General features: G+C 70.4%; 17 protein-coding genes. 5 read left to right on the top strand and 12 right to left on the bottom strand.

The features are described 5' to 3' along the window. The 5 genes from treS to VV01_RS04920 are packed head-to-tail and all read left to right on the top strand — an operon-like array spanning position 1 to position 8,572. Positions 1 to 1,716 (top strand): maltose alpha-D-glucosyltransferase, encoded by a 1,716-nt coding sequence (gene treS, locus VV01_RS04940; RefSeq protein WP_050671730.1) that lies wholly within the window; start codon positions 1 to 3, stop codon positions 1,714 to 1,716. Between the two features lie 2 nt (positions 1,717 to 1,718). Continuing rightward, positions 1,719 to 5,846 (top strand): 1,4-alpha-glucan branching protein GlgB, encoded by a 4,128-nt coding sequence (gene glgB / locus VV01_RS04935; protein WP_082220828.1) that lies wholly within the window; start codon positions 1,719 to 1,721, stop codon positions 5,844 to 5,846. Further along, complete coding sequence (pgm, locus tag VV01_RS04930; RefSeq protein ID WP_050668919.1) at positions 5,843 to 7,489, top strand: phosphoglucomutase (alpha-D-glucose-1,6-bisphosphate-dependent); 1,647 nt, start codon at positions 5,843 to 5,845, stop codon at positions 7,487 to 7,489. Before glgB ends, pgm begins: the two co-directional genes overlap by 4 nt. Beyond that, the gene (locus VV01_RS04925) at positions 7,486 to 8,037 is read left to right on the top strand and encodes a nucleoside/nucleotide kinase family protein (RefSeq protein ID WP_071606294.1); all 552 of its coding nucleotides are present in this window, start codon (positions 7,486 to 7,488) and stop codon (positions 8,035 to 8,037) included. Before pgm ends, VV01_RS04925 begins: the two co-directional genes overlap by 4 nt. 4 nt (positions 8,038 to 8,041) lie before the next feature. Continuing rightward, a complete protein-coding gene (locus VV01_RS04920) occupies positions 8,042 to 8,572 on the top strand; it encodes an AAA family ATPase (RefSeq protein ID WP_050668917.1) in 531 nt (176 codons plus the stop codon). A gap of 248 nt (positions 8,573 to 8,820) precedes the next feature. Here VV01_RS04920 and VV01_RS04915 read toward each other — a convergent pair whose 3' ends face one another. From VV01_RS04915 to VV01_RS04860, 12 genes are all read right to left on the bottom strand, one after another. Next, complete coding sequence (locus tag VV01_RS04915) at positions 8,821 to 10,188, bottom strand: HNH endonuclease signature motif containing protein (protein WP_050668916.1); 1,368 nt, start codon at positions 10,186 to 10,188, stop codon at positions 8,821 to 8,823. A 112-nt stretch (positions 10,189 to 10,300) separates the two neighbouring features. Next, positions 10,301 to 11,533, bottom strand: coding sequence for an MFS transporter (locus VV01_RS04910; protein WP_050668915.1), 1,233 nt, complete (start codon positions 11,531 to 11,533; stop codon positions 10,301 to 10,303). Between the two features lie 51 nt (positions 11,534 to 11,584). Further along, positions 11,585 to 12,031, bottom strand: coding sequence for a hypothetical protein (locus VV01_RS04905; protein ID WP_157508738.1), 447 nt, complete (start codon positions 12,029 to 12,031; stop codon positions 11,585 to 11,587). A gap of 170 nt (positions 12,032 to 12,201) precedes the next feature. Continuing rightward, positions 12,202 to 12,894 carry an esterase family protein gene (locus tag VV01_RS04900; protein ID WP_231635158.1) on the bottom strand — a complete coding sequence of 231 codons (693 nt, stop codon included), beginning with the start codon at positions 12,892 to 12,894 and terminating at the stop codon, positions 12,202 to 12,204. Next, on the bottom strand, positions 12,891 to 13,703 hold the full coding sequence (locus VV01_RS04895; RefSeq protein WP_050668912.1) for an alpha/beta hydrolase-fold protein: 813 nt from the start codon (positions 13,701 to 13,703) through the stop codon (positions 12,891 to 12,893). The genes VV01_RS04900 and VV01_RS04895 overlap by 4 nt, the downstream gene beginning before the upstream one ends. A gap of 2 nt (positions 13,704 to 13,705) precedes the next feature. Continuing rightward, positions 13,706 to 14,710: a tetratricopeptide repeat protein gene (locus tag VV01_RS04890; protein ID WP_050668911.1), complete on the bottom strand. Its 1,005-nt coding sequence runs from the start codon at positions 14,708 to 14,710 to the stop codon at positions 13,706 to 13,708. A 57-nt stretch (positions 14,711 to 14,767) separates the two neighbouring features. Then, positions 14,768 to 16,531 (bottom strand): acyl-CoA mutase large subunit family protein, encoded by a 1,764-nt coding sequence (locus tag VV01_RS04885; protein WP_050668910.1) that lies wholly within the window; start codon positions 16,529 to 16,531, stop codon positions 14,768 to 14,770. A 26-nt stretch (positions 16,532 to 16,557) separates the two neighbouring features. Next, complete coding sequence (locus tag VV01_RS04880; protein WP_050668909.1) at positions 16,558 to 16,887, bottom strand: hypothetical protein; 330 nt, start codon at positions 16,885 to 16,887, stop codon at positions 16,558 to 16,560. Positions 16,888 to 16,904: 17 nt separating this feature from the next. Next, positions 16,905 to 17,429: a MarR family winged helix-turn-helix transcriptional regulator gene (locus VV01_RS04875; RefSeq protein WP_050668908.1), complete on the bottom strand. Its 525-nt coding sequence runs from the start codon at positions 17,427 to 17,429 to the stop codon at positions 16,905 to 16,907. 64 nt (positions 17,430 to 17,493) lie between these two features. Further along, a complete protein-coding gene (locus tag VV01_RS04870; RefSeq protein ID WP_050668907.1) occupies positions 17,494 to 18,024 on the bottom strand; it encodes a GNAT family N-acetyltransferase in 531 nt (176 codons plus the stop codon). Beyond that, positions 18,021 to 18,332 carry a thiamine-binding protein gene (locus VV01_RS04865; RefSeq protein WP_050668906.1) on the bottom strand — a complete coding sequence of 104 codons (312 nt, stop codon included), beginning with the start codon at positions 18,330 to 18,332 and terminating at the stop codon, positions 18,021 to 18,023. The genes VV01_RS04870 and VV01_RS04865 overlap by 4 nt, the downstream gene beginning before the upstream one ends. Positions 18,333 to 18,341: 9 nt before the next feature. Then, positions 18,342 to 19,721, bottom strand: coding sequence for an NAD(P)/FAD-dependent oxidoreductase (locus VV01_RS04860; protein WP_331456413.1), 1,380 nt, complete (start codon positions 19,719 to 19,721; stop codon positions 18,342 to 18,344). Positions 19,722 to 19,753 lie beyond the last annotated feature (32 nt).

Here is a 19,753-nt window from a genome sequence, read left to right as displayed (position 1 = left end):
GTGCAAGGTCTCAACCTCCAGCAGCCCGGGCTCAAGCACGACCCGCAGTGGTTCCGCAAAGCCGTGTTCTACGAGGTGCTCGTCCGCGGCTTCGGCGACTCGACCGGCTCCGGCTCGGGTGACTTCTCCGGCCTGATCAACCGGCTCGACTACCTGCAGTGGCTCGGGGTCGACTGCCTGTGGCTGCCCCCGTTCTACGCCTCTCCCCTGCGCGACGGCGGCTACGACGTGGCCGACTACACCGCCGTGCTGCCGGAGTTCGGGACGCTGCCGGAGTTCACCGAGCTGGTGACCCAGGCGCACGCACGCGGCATCCGCATCATCACCGACCTGGTCATGAACCACACCAGCGACCAGCACCCGTGGTTCCAGGCGTCGCGCTCCGACCCGGACGGCGAGTACGGCGACTTCTACGTCTGGTCCGACCACGACGACCGCTACCCCGACGCGCGCATCATCTTCATCGACACCGAGGTGTCCAACTGGACCTTCGACCCGGTGCGCCGGCAGTTCTTCTGGCACCGCTTCTTCTCCCACCAGCCCGACCTCAACTTCGAGAACCCGGCGGTCAAGGAGGCGATGTTCGACGTCATGCGCTTCTGGCTGGACCTCGGCATCGACGGGTTCCGCCTGGACGCCGTGCCCTACCTGTACGAGGAGGACGGCCACAACGGCGAGAACCACGCTCGTACGCACGCGTTCCTCGCCGAGCTGCGCGTCAAGGTCGACGAGGAGTACCCCGGTCGCATCCTGCTCGCCGAGGCCAACCAGCTGCCGCACGAGGTCGTCGACTACTTCGGCACCGAGGAGGCCCCCGAGTGCCACATGTGCTTCCACTTCCCGGTGATGCCGCGGCTGTACTACGCGCTGCGTGAGGAGAAGGCCGCGTCCGTCATCGAGGTGCTCGGTGACACCCCGGCGATCCCGCCCGGCACCCAGTGGGGCACGTTCCTGCGCAACCACGACGAGCTCACGCTCGAGATGGTCAACCCCGAGGAGCGTGCCGCGATGTACGGCTGGTACGCGCCCGACCCGCGCATGCGTGCCAACGTCGGCATCCGCCGCCGGCTCGCTCCCCTGCTCGACAACTCGCGTGCCGAGATCGAGCTCGCGCACGCGCTGCTGCTGTCGCTGCCCGGCTCACCGTGCCTCTACTACGGCGATGAGATCGGCATGGGCGACAACATCTGGCTCGAGGACCGCGACGCCGTCCGTACGCCGATGCAGTGGTCGCCCGACCGCAACGCCGGCTTCTCGAGCGCTGACCCCGGAAAGCTCTATCTGCCAGTGGTTTCCAGCCTCGTCTACCACTACAACAACGTCAACGTCGAGGCGCAGATGGCGTCCAGCTCGTCGCTGCTGCACTGGGTGCGCGGCATGCTCGCGGTCCGGTCGCGCTACCCGGTGTTCGGGCTCGGCGACTTCGTGGCGTGCGCGGCCGACAACGAGGCGATCCTCGCCTACACCCGCTCCGTCGACGAGGCCGAGGCGTCCGACCAGGGCGTGCAGACGCCCGACGTGCTGTGCGTCAACAACATGTCCAGCCGACCTCAGGCGACGACCATCGAGCTCGGCGCGCGGTTCGCGAGTGCGTCCGTGCGAGATCTGTTCGGGGGCAACGGTTTCGGCGAGGTCAGCGGTGACGGCCGCATCACCCTGACGCTGGGCTCGCGTGACTTCTTCTGGCTCGCGCTCGACACGAGCGACGGGGGCTGACGATGGCCCTCGTCCACCCTGACGCCACGATCGTCCCGTCCAAGCTGGAGCTCCTCACGGCCTGGATCGGCAAGCAGCGCTGGTACACCGGCAAGGGGCGTCGACCCGAGCTGCGGCGCATGAGCGCGTTCCGCTGGGACGACCCCGACGGGGAGGTCGGCATCGAGACCCTCATCGTGGTCGACGAGGCCGGCCCGGTGACGGTGACCTACCAGGTGCCGCTCACCTACCGCGCCACTCCGCTGGTCGGTGCCGACGCAGCGCTCATCGGCACGACGGAGCACTCGGTCCTCGGCCCGCGCTACGTCTACGACGCCTGCCACGACCCCGTCTACGCCACCGCCCTCCTGAGCACGATCATCTCCGCGGGGTCCGAGGCCGAGCGCTCGGACGGCGTCGTGAGCTCGACCGTGCGCGGCAGCGGCATCGTCGGGCGCCCGGTCCCTCGCCACGGCCGGATCGAACCTGTCGCGCTCACCCTCGTCTCGAGCCGGGTGCTGTCCGGCGAGCAGTCCAACACCTCGATCATCAGTGACGTCGAGCTCGACGGCATCGCCCAGCAGCTCATCACCAAGGTGTTCCGGGTGCTGCACGACGGGCACAACCCCGACGTCCAGGTGCAGAGCGTGCTGTCCAACGCCGGCACCCTCCAGGTGCCCGCGATGCTCGGCTCACTCGCCGGCACGTGGAGCGACGAGGAGCGCGCGGGCGCCCTGCACACGGGCGACCTGGCGTTCACGCAGGAGTTCCTGCCCGGCGTACGCGATGCCTGGCGCGAGGCCCTCGCCGCTGCCGTCGACGACGTGGACTTCCGGGCTCCGGCGCGCGCCCTCGGTCGCACCACCGCTCAGGTGCACACGTTGCTCGCCCGCGAGCTGCCGACCGTGCCGAGCGAGCACGACCGCATCGCGGTCATCACCGCCGGGATGCGCACGCGCTTCGCCCAGGCGGTCGCCGTACGCCCGTCCCTCGCCGAGCGTCGACCACGCGTCGACGCCGCCCTGGCGCACGTCCAGGAGATGAAATGGCCTGCGCTGCAACGGATTCACGGCGACTACCACCTCGGGCAGGTGCTCGACGTCCCCGGTCGCGGGTGGGTGCTGCTCGACTTCGAGGGTGAGCCGTTGCGACCGTTGTCCGAGCGCACCCAGCCCGACTGCGTCCTGCGTGACGTCGCAGGCATGCTGCGCTCGTTCGACTACGCGGCGGGCTCGGTCGTGCACGACGGCGGCCCTGATCGCACGCAGTGGGCCGTCCTGAGCCGGCGCGCGTTCCTCGAGGGCTACGCCGCCGAGACCGACCTCGACCTGGACGAGCTGCAGCCCCTGCTCGACGCGTTCGAGGTCGACAAGGCGCTCTACGAGCTCGTCTACGAGGTACGCCATCGGCCGGACTGGGTCGACATCCCGGCGGCGGCGGTCGACCGGCTGCTCCCGCCGGCGGCCACCCGTGCTGCGGCCAACGGCGCTGAACGGGCGACGGCCGGGCGCGAGCGCAGCCCGCGACGACGCACCGGCGGCGCCCACGTGGTCCCGGAGGCTGGTGATGACTCGGACCAACCCGAGGCCTCCGCCCCGGCTGAGGCCGCCTCCGTCGTACGCCCTGCAGTCGCCACCCCGCTGACCGGATCGTCTCCCGCGTCCACCCTGATGCCCGAACGGCCACCGTCCCGAAGGAGCACCCCCGTGAGCCCAGCCCGACCGGCGTCGCGCCGCATGCCGTGGCCGGCCCGCCTCGACCCGACCGATGCAGACCAGATCGTCGGCGGTGTCCACCGCGGCCCGCACGGCGTCCTCGGTGGGCACCCCGGTCGCGACGGCGTGACCGTCCGCGTGCTGCGTCCGCTGGCACGCTCCGTCTCGCTCCGGCTGGCCGACGGCTCGCAGGTCGCGCTCGACCACGAGCACGAGGGCATCTGGTCCGCGCTCGTCCCCGGCACCGACGTCCCCGAGTACACCGTGATCGCCTCCTACGAGGACGGCTCCGAGCACGAGTCCGACGACCCGTACCGGTTCCTGCCCACGCTCGGCGAGGTCGACATCCACCTCATCGCCGAGGGCCGGCACGAACAGCTCTGGACCGTGCTCGGCGCACACGTACGCACCTACGACGGCAGCGCAGGCCCGGTACGCGGCACCTCGTTCGCCGTGTGGGCGCCGCACGCGCGGGCCGTCCGCGTCGTCGGCGACTTCAACCGCTGGGACGGCCTGGGCCACCAGATGCGCGTGCTCGGCAGCAGCGGGATCTGGGAGATCTTCGTCCCCGGGGTCGAGGCCGGCAACCACTACAAGTTCGAGATCCTCGGCCCGGACGGCGTGTGGCGCGCCAAGGCCGACCCGATGGCGCGGCTGGCTCAGACGGCACCGCAGACCGCGTCGGTGGTCACCGAGTCGGCGTACGAGTGGGGTGACGGCGACTGGTTGGCCCAGCGCGCCGCGCACGACGCGGTGACCTCGCCCATGAGCGTCTACGAGGTGCACCTCACCTCGTGGCGGCACGGGCAGACCTACCGCGAGCTCGCCGAGCACCTGGTCAACTACGTCACCGACCTCGGCTTCACACACGTCGAGCTGATGCCCGTCATGGACCACCCCTACCCGCCGAGCTGGGGCTACCACGTCACGAGCTACTACGCCCCCAACTCGCGGCTCGGCGGACCTGACGACTTCAAGTACCTCATCGACCGGCTCCACCAGGCGGGCATCGGCGTCATCCTCGACTGGGTGCCCGGCCACTTCGCCACCGACGAGTGGGCCCTCGCGAAGTTCGACGGCACGCCGTTGTACGAGCACGCCGACCCGCGTCGCGGCTGGCACCCCGAGTGGGGCTCCTACATCTTCGACTTCGGCCGCCCGCAGGTGCGCAACTTCCTGGTCGCCAACGCGGTCTACTGGCTGGAGGAGTTCCACGCCGACGGCCTGCGCGTCGACGGGGTCGCCTCGATGCTCTACCTCGACTACTCGCGCAACCCTGGCGAGTGGGTGCCCAACCGCGAGGGCGGACGTGAGAACCTCGAGGCCGTGCAGCTGCTCCAGGAGACGAATGCGACTGCGTACAAACGGGTTCCGGGCATCGTGACGATCGCTGAGGAGTCCACGTCGTGGCCCGGCGTGACCGCGCCGACCTCGCAGGACGGGCTCGGGTTCGGGTTCAAGTGGAACATGGGCTGGATGCACGACTCGCTGAACTACATGGCGAAGGCGCCGGTCCACCGGCAGTACCACCACAACACGATGACCTTCGGGCTGACCTACGCGTGGAGCGAGAAGTTCGTACTCCCGATCAGCCACGACGAGGTCGTGCACGGCAAGGGCTCGCTGCTGCGCAAGATGCCGGGCAACCGGTGGGAGCAGCTGGCCAACCTGCGCGCCTACCTCGCCTACATGTGGGCTCATCCCGGCAAGCAGCTGCTGTTCATGGGCGCCGAGTTCGCCCAGGAGTCGGAGTGGGCCGACGGGCGCAGCCTCGACTGGTGGCTGCTCGACCAGCCTGCGCACTGGGGCGTGCACGCCCTCACCAAGGACCTCAACGCGACCTACCGCGCCCATCCCGCGCTGTGGGCGCTGGACCACGACACCGCAGGCTTTCAGTGGATCCAGCCTGATGACGCGAGCGGCAACACCTTCTCCTTCCTGCGCCGGACGCGTGACGACGAGCGTGCGGTCGTCGCGGTCGTCGCCAACTTCAGCGGGTCCGAGCACACTCAGATGCGGGTCGGGCTTCCGTTCGCGGGCGAGTGGCAGGAGGTCCTCAACACCGATGCGCACACGTACGGCGGCAGCGGCGTCGGCAACCTCGGCAGCGTCACGGCCACGGACGAGCCCAGCGACGGCCAGCCCGCGTCGGCCCTGATCACGGTCGGCCCGCTGTCCGTGGTCTGGTTCGTCCCCGCCGGACCCCCGCCGGTTGAGCCGGGCACCGCGGACACTCCGCCGGTTGAGCCGGGCACCGCGGACACTCCGCCGGTTGAGCCGGGCACCGCGGATACTCCGCCGGTTGAGCCGGGCACCGCGGATACTCCGCCGGTTGAGCCGGGCGGAGCGCTAGCGGAGCCCGTGTCGAAACCCGGTGCCGCACAGGGAGACTCGGCGGACGCCTCACACAGCGACGACGAAGGAGGCGCTCGATGAGCAGTCGCGCCGGTCAGCCCGCCGAGGACCGCGACCTGGTCGACGTCGCCCACCTGATCACGGCGTACTACACCCAGCAGCCCGACCCCGACGACGTCGACCAGCAGGTCGCGTTCGGCACTTCTGGGCACCGCGGCTCATCTCTGAAGACCGCGTTCAACGAGCAGCACATCCTGGCGACCACACAGGCGATCGTCGACCACCGGCGGGACCAGGGCATCGACGGGCCGCTGTTCATCGGTCGCGACACCCATGGGCTGTCCGAGCCCGCATGGGCATCGGCGCTCGAGGTGCTCGCCGCCAACGACGTCACGGTGCTCGTGGACGACCGCGACGGCTATACCCCGACCCCGGCCGTCTCTCACGCCATCCTGCGCGCCAATCGCGGTAAACCGTTGGACCGCAAGGGTTCTGGACTCGCCGACGGCATCGTCGTCACGCCCTCGCACAACCCGCCGTCCGACGGCGGCTTCAAGTACAACCCACCCCACGGCGGCCCGGCCGACTCCGACGCGACCAAGGTCATCGCCGCAACGGCCAACGAGCATCTGCGTACTGGACTCAAGGACGTCAAGCGGGTGCCATTCGCTCGCGCACGGGCCGCGGCGACGTCGTACGACTTCCTCGGCACCTACGTCGATGACCTGCCGAATGTCGTTGACCTGCAACGCATTCGGGACGCCGCCGTACGCATCGGCGCCGACCCGCTCGGCGGCGCGGCGGTCGCGTACTGGGGTGAGATCGCCGAGCGGCACGGGCTCGACCTGACCGTCGTCAACCCGCGCGTCGACCCGACCTGGCGGTTCATGACGCTCGACTGGGACGAGAAGATCCGCATGGACTGCTCCTCCCCCAACGCCATGGCTTCGCTCATCGCGCGCAAGGACGAGTTCCAGATCGCCACGGGCAATGACGCCGACTCCGACCGGCACGGCATCGTCACGCCGGACGGCGGCCTGATGAACCCCAACCACTACCTCGCGGTGGCGATCCAGTACCTCTACGGCGGCGCGCGCCCGCAGTGGCGATCAGGGCGCATCGGCAAGACACTCGTGTCGTCGTCCATGATCGACCGGGTGGCTGCGGGGCTCGGCAAGGAGCTGTGGGAAGTGCCCGTCGGCTTCAAGTGGTTCGTACCCGGACTCCTCGATGGCACAGTCGGATTCGGCGGTGAGGAGTCCGCCGGCGCATCGTTCCTGCGCCACGACGGCACGGTCTGGACGACCGACAAGGACGGCATCATCCTCGCGCTGCTGGCGTCCGAGATCCAGGCTGCCACCGGTCGATCGCCGTCGGAGCACTACGCCGACCTGGTCGGCGAGCACGGCGCACCGGCGTACGCCCGTGTCGACGCACCGGCCGACCGCGCCCAGAAGGCCAAGCTCGCAGCGCTGGCTGCGGACGACGTGACGGCGACCGAGCTGGCCGGCGAGCCGATCACCGCCAAGCTGATCCAGGCGCCCGGCAACGATGCGGCGATCGGTGGCCTGAAGGTCACGACCGAGAGCGCCTGGTTCGCCGCCCGCCCCTCGGGCACCGAGGACGTCTACAAGATCTACGCCGAGTCCTTCCGGGGCGAGGCCCACCTGAAGGAGGTGCAGGCTGCGGCACGTGAGGTCGTGTCCGCGGCCCTCGACGCATGACTGATGAGCGCGGACGACTCTTCGTGATCACCGGGATCCAGGCCTCGGGCAAGACCACCGTCGGCACGGCTCTCGCCAAGACGCTCACCAAGTCGGTGTTCATCGACGGAGACACCATCGGCGGGTTCGTCGTGAGCGGTCGCGAGATGATGACGCGGCCGCCGACCCAGGAGGCCATCGAGCAGCTGCTGTTCCGCTATGTCGGTGCGCTCGTCGTCGCCGACACCTACCGGACGGCCGGGTTCGACGCGGTCATCGCCGACAACATCTACGGCGACTACCTGATCGACTTCCTCGAGCTGGCCCATCCCGAGCCGGTACACCTGGTCATGCTCAACCCGTCCAAGGACACCGTGGCTCTGCGCGAGATGGAACGCGGCAAGGACTCCTACCGCGACGGCTTCACCATCGAAAGCCTCTGGGACACCGTCGAGTTCGCGACCAAGCGGGTCGGCCTGTGGCTCGACAACTCCCACCTCACGGTGGCTGAGACCGTGATGGAGATCCTGCGTCGACAGCCCGAGGCGGCTGTCGAGTACGACGGCTGACCGCGTGCGTACGCCGACCGGCACTGCTCGTACGCAGCTCGTCGTCCTGCGGGGAAACTCCGGCTCCGGAAAGTCGACTCTCGCGACGGCGCTGCGCGAGCGGCCGATGTCCGTCGTGCAGCAGGACCACGTGCGACGCATCATGCTCCATGAGGACGGCAGCGAGGCCACGCCCGAGACCGGCGTGCTCCTCGACCGCGTGGTGCGGTTCTGCCTCGACCGCGGCAAGGACGTCGTGCTCGAGGGCATCCTCGACGCCGCCCGCTACCGCCCTGTCATCACCGCACTGCTCGACGACCACGTCGGCCTGAATCACGTGTACTACCTGGACGTCCGGTTCGAGGAGACGGTGCTGCGCCACGGCACCCGACCCGAGCGCTTCGCCTTCAGCGCCGAGCAGATGCGCGAGTGGTATCGCCCGCACGACGTGCTCGGGGTCGACGACGAGCTGGTCGTCGGGGCCGATTCCAGCTTTGCCCAGACGCTCGCACGCATCGCAGACGCTCTCGACGCGGGCGCGGCCCGCACTACGTGAGGAAGCGTGAGGACCAGCGCACGCACCCTCACGTCGAGTCGACCAGCCCCGCCCGCACCTTTTGAGGAAGCGTGAGCACCAGCGCACGCAACCCCACGTCGAGTCGACGAGCCCGGCGCCGACCTGCGTCGCTCCGAACGAGCCGGCGGACGGGTGAGCCGGCGGACAGGCGAAAACCTTTGCCCACCAACCTGTTTCGTGCATGCCTGTGCACCCACGGGACCTGGTGGGCTGACCGGGCGGGTGCATCAAGGTTGGCCAGAGCTGGAGCCCGAACCCGCGCGGAGGTCCCACGTCACTCCGGTTGGCGTGACCACCGCGGCCAGGTCGAGCCGGTGCACCGTGGTGTGGTGCCTCCCGCACAACAACGCAACGCTGTCCAGGTCGGTGCGGCCGCCGCGGGACCACCACACGACGTGGTGGGCGTCGCACCACTGGGCCGGGATCGTGCAGCCCGGATAGGTGCACCCGCCGTCGCGGTGCCACAGCGCTCGGCGTTGGGCGGGGGTGAAGAGACGGACCTCGCTGCCGACGTCCAGGACCTCTCCGGCCGAACCCAGCACCATCGGGATGATCCCGGCGTCGCAGGCGTGGCGGCGTACCTCGGTGGCCGACAGCACCTCGCCCGTCGCCGTCACCCCAGCGCCCGAAGCGCTGCGACCCGGGCGGCGATCGTGACCCCTCGCGCGGAGCTGCTCGAGCAGGTCGGTCAACGTCATCGTGATGATCACCTGCGCCTTGGTCGTCTTGGGCGCGGCCCCCGGGGAGGACACGCCGCGACGCACGATCTCGACCAACGCGTCCGCTCGCCGCAAGGCCCCGCCGCGCGGATCGGGCTCGCCGTCAGGACCGGCGACCGGGGCCGACAACCCGGCGACCGCGGCATCGATGACCGCCGCACCGTCGGGGTCGAGGAGCACGCGGTACTCGGACATTCCTGCTGGTCCGGGCCGCTTGCTCAGCGACCTTCCCCGCGCCCGTGCGTCGTGCTCGGCGTCCAGGTCACGCTCCGGCTTGATCAGCTGCCCGGCATACCGGATCGCCGTCGCCAGCTCACGCGGCGTCAGCCCCGTGCCGTCCTCGTCATCGCCGGCGGCACCGACCAGGTCCATGACGGCGGCCTCCACGTCTTCGGCCCGCGCGACCGGCGACACCTCACGCTCGAAGCGAGCGACCTGGTCGGCCTTGCCCAGCCCCACGCCCCCTGAGGCGAACCCTTCCCACACCGCTGACGCGCCGCGCCGGTCGGCCGTCGCCGCGACCCGCAGCACCCGTGCGATGTGTGCGGGATCGGCGACCGCCGCTCCGCCGGCTCGTTGCTGACAACGCCGCACCCAGTCGACCGCGCCATAACCGTGCTCGGTCTGCAATCCGCGCGACACGCCCTCTCGGACCGCAGCGACCTCGACCCTGTCGAGCACCGCCCGCACCGCAGCGACGGACACCAGCAGCTCTTCGACCTGCTCACCGGACAGGGCCCACATGCCCGCGTGGTCCACCCGCGACAGCACCGCGGAGATGCCCCGCAGGGTCGTGCCCGCAGAACGGACCACCGCTGACGCACCCGCATGCGAGGCGCCCCGCGAAGCAGCGGCAGCAGTGGTCTCGATGGCCATGAGTCGAACATACATTCGACCAACGACAGCCCCGATGTCGCCATACGGCGCCACACCCAACGGCGACTCGTGCGCACCAGCGCACGAACCCTCACGTCGTACGACAAGGCCGTCAGGCGGGAGCCCCATCACCCTGGCGAAGCGGCGATGTCCAGGCGACCAGGGCGGCCACGACGCCCGCGCACGTCAGCGCAGCCATCGCGGCCCGGACGTCGACCACTCGCGCGAGCGCACTCGCCCCGAGCGACCCGGCGGTCCAGCCGACGCCCCACGACAGCATCCGTCCCGCGGTGTTGACCCGGCCGAGCATCGCCTCGGGTGTGACCTGCTGACGGTAGGTCAGCGAGGAGATCAGGACGACCTGGTACGCGACACCCCAGATCACCATGGCGGTCACCGCGATCGCCCACGACGGCGCCAGCGCGACAGTCACGCCGGCCAGGCCCGACACCGGGATCGCGAACGTGATGACCCGGCCGGGCGAGGCCACGCGCAGCAGCCGCGGCACCAGTGCAGCAGCGCCGATGCCGCCGATCCCCCAGGCGCTGTAGAGCATCCCGAACCGCCACCCCGAGGTGCCGACGTGCAGCACCCGGTCGGAGAACACCACCGCCAACGACATGAACGCCGCGCCGGCGATCGACTGGAGCGTACCGATCACGGTCGTCGTACGAACTCCCTTGTGCCCCACCAGGAATTGCACGCCTTCGCGCACATCGGCCAGCAGGGCCTGCGCGCTCGTACGACGCGCACGCTCACGAGGCAGGGACAGCGGTCGTGAGATCGAACGCACCAGAAGCGCCGACACCAGAAAGCTCAGCGCGTCGAGCGCCAGGACGGCCGCGGGCGACCAGAACACGAGCAGCGCACCGACCACCGCCGGTACGAGGAGGTCGAGCACTCCCCCGACTCCGAAGATCGCCGAGTTGGCGGCGCCGATCCGGTCGGTGCCGACGAGCACGGGCAGTGCTCCGAAGTTCGCTCCGTCGAAGAACGTGAACAAGGTCTGTACGACGAACGCGGCCGCGAGCGCATGCCCCACCGTGAGCAGGTCGAGCCACCACGCGAGGGGCACCGAGGCGATGACTGCGGCGTTGGCGATGTCGGCCGTCACCATCACCCGCTTGCGGTCGTGCCGGTCGGCGATCGCGCCTGCGAAGAGTCCGACGAGGACGTACGGAAGGGCTTCCAACGCCGTCGTCAGCGCGGTCAGCGAGGCCGACCCGGTGAGGTGGTAGACGAGCACCGGCAGCGCGATCATCGTGACCAGCGAACCGGTGACCGACACGGTACGAGCAGCCCAGTAGCGCCGGAAGTCGCGGTCCGCGCGCAGCGTCGTCGTCACCGCCTCACTCTAGACATCGCCTGCGCGCGATTGCGCCGATGTATCCCTCACCTACGGCGCCCCTACGCCCTCATCGGTCCTGAACCGGATCTCGGCCTCGAGCGCCAAGTCCTTGTGCGTCTCGACTGCGACGAACGCCACGAGCGGGATGGCGAGAAGCACAGGCAGCGCCAGAGCCACCCGAACGGGGAGGTCGCTCAGCATCGGCGGCAGCACGAGGGCTGCCACAGTCGATCCACCCACCGCCGAGGCCGCGACCCAGCCGCGCGCGCCTCGGCGCTGGCGAAGCCTCATCTCATGCTCTTCACCCGGGCTGAGTCGACGCTGGGCCCGGCTGCGCTGAACGTTGACCGCTCCCATCGTCACCAGCCCCACCAGCCCGAGGATCGACGCAACCGCGTCCCACGGACCGTCGATCTCGCGCTCCCTGATCACGTTGAACATGCCGAACGAGATCGCCATCAACGGCAGGCTCAGCACCCCGACGACCACCTGCACGGCGTCACGCCGCCTGCTGCTCATGCGCGGATCGTACGATCGCGCTTCACCCACCGCGGCCGGGCCGACGAACGTTCGCCCTCAGCCTGCAGGTTTTTTGGGGGGCGGACCGATGCGGCGTACAAGCTCCTCGAACGTCGGCTGCGGTCGTCGTACGACGGCCGCGAGGCTCAGCAGAATCTCGGCAGGTGGTGCGCGGTCTGGCGGTGCCACCACGGCCAGTCGTGCTCGACATCAGGCCCCCACACGTCGAGCTGATGCGGAATTCCCTTGTCCGCCAACAGGTCTGCGAACTTCTTCGACGACGGCAGCGCCTGGGCCGGTGCCGCTTCGAGAGGCCCTTGGCCGGCGACGAGGAGCACGCTGACCCGCGACCGGATCCAGTCGAGGTGAGCCCCGTGCATGCCGGTGACGTAGTCGGTCGGGTTGGCGAAGTAAGTCGCATCGCCCCGGTCGCCCCAGCCGTGCCAGGCGGTGACGTCGTAGCTGCCGGACAGCCCGATCGCGAGCGGCGCGATGTCGGCGTGCGTGAGCGCGAAGTCCACCGCATGGTAGGCGCCCATCGACGTCCCGAGCGTGATCAGCTCGTGCTGGCCGCCGAGCTCGCCGGCGATCCACGGCATCGCCGACTTCTCGAGCCAACGGGTGTAGTCGTGATGGCGACGGGCGCGTTCTTCGCTGGGGACCGAGCGGTCCGACCAGGTGGTGCGGTCGGCGGAGTCCACGCAGAACAACGTCACGCGGCCCTGCTCGACCAGGTTGGCCACCGCACCGAGCATGCCGTGGCGGACGAAGTCCTCGGCCCGGCCGCCCTCACTCGGGAACACCAGCACGGGCCGGCCGTAGTGACCGTGGCGGATCACACCCAGCGACGCGTCTCGCCCTGGGACAGGAAGGTCGACCCGCTGACCGGCCACAGGCTCATCCTGGCGTAGACCACGTCTCGCGCAACAGGTTCAGCGTCGAAGAACGAGCCCGACTGGGACAGCACCGCGCCGACATCGTCGCGGCGCAGGCCGACCAGCAGGGACGTGAGCCCGCCGAGGCTCGCGCCCATGACGGCGAGCGGACCGCGGACGGCGTACTTCTCGCTCAGCGCATCGAGGGCGAGGTCGACCGACCGCAGGTAGCCGGGCGAGGCGGCGTACCAGCGCATGCGGCGAACCGGTTGAGCGAGGACGAGCCGGAAGGGCGGCAGCGCACCCTCGGCGACGTGCGACGCGGCCCACTGCACGAGGTCGGCGCGCTCGGCGTACTCGGGACCGTCATGGCACCACAGCAGCGGTGCAGGCTGCCGCGACCGCAGCCCCCGCGGCACCCAGACCGTCACGGGCAACGGGTCGGCGAGCTCGCTCGGCAGCTCCATCGGCGTCATCGAGCCCGTGACGCCGGGCTGGTCGAGCCACGCCGGCTGCTGGTAGCGCGAGGACTCCCACACCGATCGCGGGCCGAACGCCGTCTGCACGGTGCGGACGGCGTCCGGGTCCAGCTTGTAGCGCAGTCGACCGTCGGTGCCGATCGCCCGGAAGTGATACTCGATGCGCTGCACCCGCGGCCGGGTGACCCGGCGACGCCAGACGCCGCCGCGCCACTCGCTCGGACCGCCGATCCCGGGGCTGTCGAGCTCGACCGAGGCGTAGCGCCGCTCGGGGTCGGGCAGCCTCAGGTGCACCGTCAGTACAGCGCGGACATCAGGGCCGTCCGTGCCTTCTTGACCCGCGGATCGGTGCTTCCGACGATGTCGAACAGCCCGATGAGGTGCTCACGGGCGGCGTTGCGCTCGTCGCCGGCCGTGACCTTGACCAGGTCGATGAGGCGGGTGAACGCGTCCTCGACGTGACCGCCGAGCACGTCCAGGTCGGCGACGGTCTTGGCGGCCTCGAGGTCGTGCGGGTCGGCGGCCGCAGCGGCGCGCGCCTGCTGGAGGTCAGCGCCCTCGGTGCGCTGCAGGAGCCGCACCTGGCCCAACCCGAGGCGCGCCTCCTCGTCACCGGCGTTGTCGGCGAGCGCCTGCTCGTACGCGGTGATCGCGGCGTCGTAGTCGCCCTGCTCGATCGCGTCGTACGCCGCCTGGTGCAGCGGGGGCAGCTCGGCGTCCTCGCCGTCGCCCTCCACGTCGTCGCCGGCGTCCTGATCGGAGGCGGTGTGGTCGCCGGGGACGCGGCCGGTGATCCCGTTGCTGACGGCCACCTTGACGAGCTCGTCGATCAGCTGGCCGGCCGCCTCCTCGGACGGGATGGGCGGCAACGGCATCGGCTGACCCTGCAGGAACGCAACGGTCGTCATCGGTGTGCCTGCGGGCAGCTGCGCCTGCTGGCCGAGCTGCTGGAACGCCTGTGCGATCTCGGGCGACTGGTCGATGTCGACGATGCCGAGCTGGACGCGCCCCTCCTGCTTGCGTACGGCGCGGGCGAGCTCGTCGACCGGGGTGCGGGACGCGGGCTGGGACGTCGCCCACAGCGTGATGACGACCGGGTAGCGGGTCGAGGCGCTGACCAGCGCGCTGAAGCCCTGCGTGTCGATCTCGACGACGAGTCCGTCGGTCGCGCCGGATGCCGGAGCCTCACCGGCTGGAGCACCGGAGCCACCGGCCGGAGGTGCACCGGCGGGGCGGTTGGCGAGGCTGGACAGGTCGACGGCTCCGCGCAGCGAGGCCGCGTTGAGAGGCTGCTGGGTCATGTGCCCCATTGTCGCCGACGCGCCGGGCGAGATGCACCCCGCCCGGCGCCTGAGCGATCAGAAGCGCGCGGGCTCGCGGTAGACGCCCCACACGTCGCGCAGCGCGTTGCAGATCTCGCCCATCGTCGCCTCGGCACGCACGGCCTGCAGCATCGGCTCGATCATGTTGCCCTCGCCGCGGGCGACGTCGCACAGCGTCGCGAGTGCGGCGTCGACGGCAGCCTGGTCGCGACCGGCCTTGCGGTCGGCGAGCGCCGCGACCTGGTCGCGCTCGACCTCGTGGCTGACGCGCAGGATCTCCAGCTCGTGGGCCATCGACTCGGTGTGGACGTTGACGCCGACGACCTTCTTGTCGCCCTTCTCCAGCGCCGTCTGGTACTGGAACGCCGCCTCGGCGATCTCGGACATGAACCAGCCGTCCTCGATACCGCGCAGGATGCCTGCCGTGATCGGCCAGACGTCCTTCCCTGTACGACCCTTGCCCGCCTCGACCTGCGCGGCCAGCCCCTCGGTGTCGGCCGACATGACCGAGCTGCCGCCCATCGTGAGGATCTTGTCGAAGATCTTCTCGGCCTCGGCCTCGATCTGGTCGGTGAGGGCCTCGACGTACCAGCTGCCGCCGAGCGGGTCGGCGACGTTGACGACGCCGGTCTCCTCCATCAGCACCTGCTGGGTGCGCAGCGCGACCTCGGCCGACTGGTCGGTCGGCAGGGCGAGCGTCTCGTCGAGCGCGTTGGTGTGCAACGAGTTGGTGCCGCCGAGCACGGCTGCGAGCGCCTCGACGGCGGTGCGGACGACGTTGTTCATCGGCTGCTGCGCGGTCAGCGAGACGCCTGCCGTCTGGGTGTGGAAGCGCAGCCACTGAGCCTTGTCGGTCTTGGCGCCGTAGACGTCGCGCAACCAGCGCGCCCAGATGCGGCGGGCCGCGCGGAACTTGGCGATCTCCTCGAAGAAGTCGAGGTGGCTGTCGAAGAAGAAGGACAGGCCGGGTGCGAACGTGTCGACGTCCAGGCCCCGGGAGAGGCCCAGCTCGACGTACCCGAAGCCGTCGGCGAGCGTGAACGCCATCTCCTGCGCGGCCGTCGAGCCCGCCTCACGGATGTGGTAGCCGGAGACCGACAGGGGCTTGTACGCGGGGATCTTCGCGGAGGTGTACTCCATCAGGTCGCCGATGAGACGCAGGTGCGGCTCGGGCGCGAACAGCCACTCCTTCTGAGCGATGTACTCCTTGAAGATGTCGGTCTGCAGCGTGCCGTTGAGCGTGCTGATGTCGGCGCCCTGACGCTCGGCGGCCACGAGGTACATGCAGAACGCCGGGACGGCCGGGCCCGAGATCGTCATCGACGTGGTGACGTCCTGCAGCGGGATGTCCTTGAACAGCATCTCCATGTCGGCCGCGGAGTCGATGGCGACCCCGCAGTGGCCGACCTCGCCCAGGCTGAGCGGGTCGTCGGAGTCGCGGCCCATCAGGGTCGGCATGTCGAACGCGACCGACAGGCCGCCACCGCCGCGCTGCAGGATCAGCTTGTAGCGCTCGTTGGTCTGCACCGCGTTGCCGAAGCCCGCGAACTGGCGGATCGTCCAGGTGCGGCCCCGGTAGCCCGTCGGGTAGAGGCCGCGGGTGAACGGGAACTCACCGGGCCAGCCGATGCGCTCGGGCACCTCACCCTCGGTCGGGCCGTACGCCGGCTCGACCTCCATCCCGGACAGGGTCGTGAAGTCGGCATCGCGCACCTGACCCTTGCTCTGGGCCGCTGCGAAGCGCTGGGCCCAGCGCTCGCGACCGGTGCTGGGAGAGGCGGGCTCCGGCGTACTCGTCATGTGACCCAGATTACTTGGACGTCCTACTAGTTGTCGATCCGCGCCGTCTCGATGACGTGGAAGGCCGGCTCCTCGTACGGATGCGCGCGCCGCAGGGCCGCGACGACCTCCTGCCGTACGCCGCGGGGCAGCACCAGCTCGACCCGCTGCTCCTCGACGCGTTCGAGCTCACCGACGGCCCCGATCGTCGGGTCCGCGCCCGCGAGCGGCCGGAACTGCCCCGTTCCCGTCGTACGGAAAGCACACCGGTCGTAGTCGCCGATCGCACCGGCACCTGCGTCGAACACCGCGTCGAGGACGGCGTCGACCGCGTCGACGGGCGCGTAGAACACCAGGACGTCCAGTGGCTGCGACATGCGAATCCCCTGTGCTGTCAGTCGGTTTCGGAGACGAAGTCGCCGCGGTGCACGCGCAGCTTGTGCAGGAGGTCGAACAGCTCGCGGTGCTCACGCTCGTCCAGCGCGGCCAGCCCGAACTCGATGGCGTGCAGCGCGCTCGTCGCCTCTTCCATGACTCGGCGGCCCTCGTCGGTGATCCGTGCGAGAGCACCACGCCCGTCGCGCGGGTTGGGCAGGCGCTCGACCAGGCCCTGGGCGGCCAGGCGCTGCACGATGTTGGTCGCACTGGTCGGGTGCACCATGAGCCGCTCCCCCACCTTGCTCATCGGCAGCCCGTCGGCGCGGCTGAAGGTCAGCAGCACCAGGGCTTCGTAGCGCGCGAACGTCAGGTTGAACGGTGCGAGCGCGGCGTCGAGATCGGCCAGCAGGATCTGCTGCGCCCGCATGATCGAGGTGGCCGAGGCCATCGCGGCGTACGGCGACTGCTCGCCCCAGCGCGCCCGCCACTGATCGGCGGCACGCCGGATCGGGTCGAAGGACAGTCGTCTGGCAGCGCTCACCCTGGCCAAACTACTGCGGTGGGCCTGCTGTCGTAGGACGTGAGACGCGCGTTTCGGACACAGGTCACGCGCGGGTCATGCGCAGCTCGACTGCGCCGCTCTCGTCGTCGACCGTCCGGCCGCCGTCGAGCTCGAAGCCGTGCTTGCGGTAGAACGCCTGCGCCCGCGCGTTGCCCTCGACGACCCACAGGTACGCCGGCCGGTCGCCGAGCGTGGCGGCCAGGAGCTGGCCGGCGGCTCCGCGCCCGTGGTGGTCGCGCGCGATGTTGAGCGCCCGCAGCTCCGTCGGCTGGGGCGGGTCGTCGTCGCGGCCCGGCCCCACCATCCCGAACCCTGCCACCCGCCCCGACTCGGGATCCACGGCGACCCGCACGGTGCGGCCGTCTGCTCCCGCGACACCCTCGGCCTCCTCGGCCGCGACGCGCCTCCACATCTCGGCACGCGGGGCGGGGTCGAGCGCCTCGAGGAACTCCGCACGCATGTCGTCGGCGTAGGTCTCGCGCCAGATCTGCACATGCAGCTCGGCCAGCTCGTCAGCCTCGTCGATGCGGGGCGCGCGGACGGCGTACAGACGAAAACCGTTGGTGTCGCTCATGACTCGAGCTCTCGGATGCGCTCGTCGACCCGCACGACCTTGGCGTCGAGCTGACCGTCGTAACCGGGCCGCAGGTCGGCCTTGAGCACCAGGCTCACTCGCGGGCTGTGCTGGGCGACGGCGTCACAGGCCGCCTTGATGACCGGCATCACCTGGTCCCACTCCCCCTCGATGGTGGTGAACATCGAGTCGGTGCGGTGCGGCAGACCGGAGTCGCGGACGACCTTGATCGCCTCGGCGACGGCGCCGCTCACCGAGCCGTCCTCGGCGTCGGTGGTGGACGGGGCGACGGAGAACGCGAAGAGCATGGCCCCAACCTAGGCCGACGGCACCGGTTCGGCCGCACAGGCGTCGAGGTAGGCGTGGACGAGGGGTACGGCGGCCGCACCCTCGCCGGACGCCGACGCGACCCGCTTCATCGACCCCGACCGCACGTCACCCGCAGCGAACACGCCGGGCACCGTGGTCGCGAGCGCGGCCGGCGGGACGTCGCCGTCCCAGTGCTCGGGCGGCACGTCTCGGCCGGTCAGCACGAAGCCACGCTCGTCGAGGCCGACGACGTCGGGGATCCAGTCGACGCACGGCTTGGCCCCGAGCAGCAGGAACAGCCCGCCGGCGTGGACCTTGGTGAGCTCGCCGTCAGGGCCCTTGAGCTTGAGCCACTCCAGCCGCGTGCCGCCGCCCCCGTCGACGACCTCGGTCCGAGGCCGTACGACGATGCGCGGGTTGGCCTCGATCTCGCGGATCAGGTAGTCCGACATCGTCTCGTGCAGGGACTCGCGGCGGATCAGGATCGACACCGACCGGGCGAAGCGCGACAGGTGCATCGCGGCCTGGCCGGCGGAGTTGCCACCGCCGACGACGAACACGTCGGTGCCCGCACAGCTGCGGGCCGCGCTCATGGCCGCGCCGTAGTTGACGCCGAGGCCCACCAGGTCCTCGATCGCGGGGACGCCGAGCCGGCGGTAGGAGACGCCCGACGCGATCACGACGCTGCGGGCCCTCACCTCGAAGCCCTCGAGCCGGATCGTGTGCGGCTCACCGGGCAGGCCCGGCACGAGCCCCTCGACCGGCCGGGCAGCGAAGAACCGCGCCCCGAACCGGGATGCCTGGAACCGCGCCCGCTGCGCCAGACGCATCCCGGAGATACCGCGCGGGAAACCGAGGTAGTTGCGGATCATCGAGCTCGTCCCGGCCTGCCCGCCGATGGCCTCCGACTCCAGGACCACGGTCGAGAGCCCCTCGGACGCGCCGTAGACCGCGGCCGCGAGACCGGCCGGCCCGGCACCGATCACGGCGAGGTCGGCGACGTAGCCGTCACCGAGCGCGTCCGGGTCACCGAACATCACCCGGCCGAGCTTGCCGATCGAGGGCCGTGAGATCGGGTCGTGGTCGAACGCCGCCACCAGCGGCTGCTCGACCGGCCGACCCGCTGAGATCGCCCGGGCGACCACGTCCTTGCCCGCGGGATGGGTCGAGGGGTAGACCCGTGTCGGGATGCCCATGCGGTCGAGGAAGTCACGCAACGCACCCAGCTCGGCGGTCTCGTCGTCCGCCACGATCTGCACCACGTCGACGACCGGACCACCGGTGGTCCAGCCCCAGTCCGACAGTGACTCGGTGATGGCGTTGTGGAACTCCTCGTCGCGGACGCCGCGCGGGATCACGAGGGACAGGTCGACACGGCCCGTGCTCATGGCGTCCTGGATCTGCTCCTTGGACGCTGCCC

Source organism: Luteipulveratus halotolerans (genome assembly GCF_001247745.1).
Classification (GTDB): domain Bacteria; phylum Actinomycetota; class Actinomycetes; order Actinomycetales; family Dermatophilaceae; genus Luteipulveratus; species Luteipulveratus halotolerans.
This window is presented reverse-complemented; position numbering and strand designations above follow the sequence as displayed.

Coding starts and splice junctions, on each gene's coding strand:
- VV01_RS04925 (WP_071606294.1), top strand. CDS start 7,486: ATGACTGATGAGCGCGGACGACTCTTCGTGATCACCGGGATCCAGGCC.
- pgm (WP_050668919.1), top strand. CDS start 5,843: ATGAGCAGTCGCGCCGGTCAGCCCGCCGAGGACCGCGACCTGGTCGAC.
- VV01_RS04885 (WP_050668910.1), bottom strand. CDS start 16,531: ATGACGAGTACGCCGGAGCCCGCCTCTCCCAGCACCGGTCGCGAGCGC.
- VV01_RS04890 (WP_050668911.1), bottom strand. CDS start 14,710: ATGACCCAGCAGCCTCTCAACGCGGCCTCGCTGCGCGGAGCCGTCGAC.
- VV01_RS04870 (WP_050668907.1), bottom strand. CDS start 18,024: ATGAGCGACACCAACGGTTTTCGTCTGTACGCCGTCCGCGCGCCCCGC.
- VV01_RS04880 (WP_050668909.1), bottom strand. CDS start 16,887: ATGTCGCAGCCACTGGACGTCCTGGTGTTCTACGCGCCCGTCGACGCG.
- VV01_RS04860 (WP_331456413.1), bottom strand. CDS start 19,721: ATGAGCACGGGCCGTGTCGACCTGTCCCTCGTGATCCCGCGCGGCGTC.
- VV01_RS04865 (WP_050668906.1), bottom strand. CDS start 18,332: ATGCTCTTCGCGTTCTCCGTCGCCCCGTCCACCACCGACGCCGAGGAC.
- VV01_RS04915 (WP_050668916.1), bottom strand. CDS start 10,188: ATGGCCATCGAGACCACTGCTGCCGCTGCTTCGCGGGGCGCCTCGCAT.
- glgB (WP_082220828.1), top strand. CDS start 1,719: ATGGCCCTCGTCCACCCTGACGCCACGATCGTCCCGTCCAAGCTGGAG.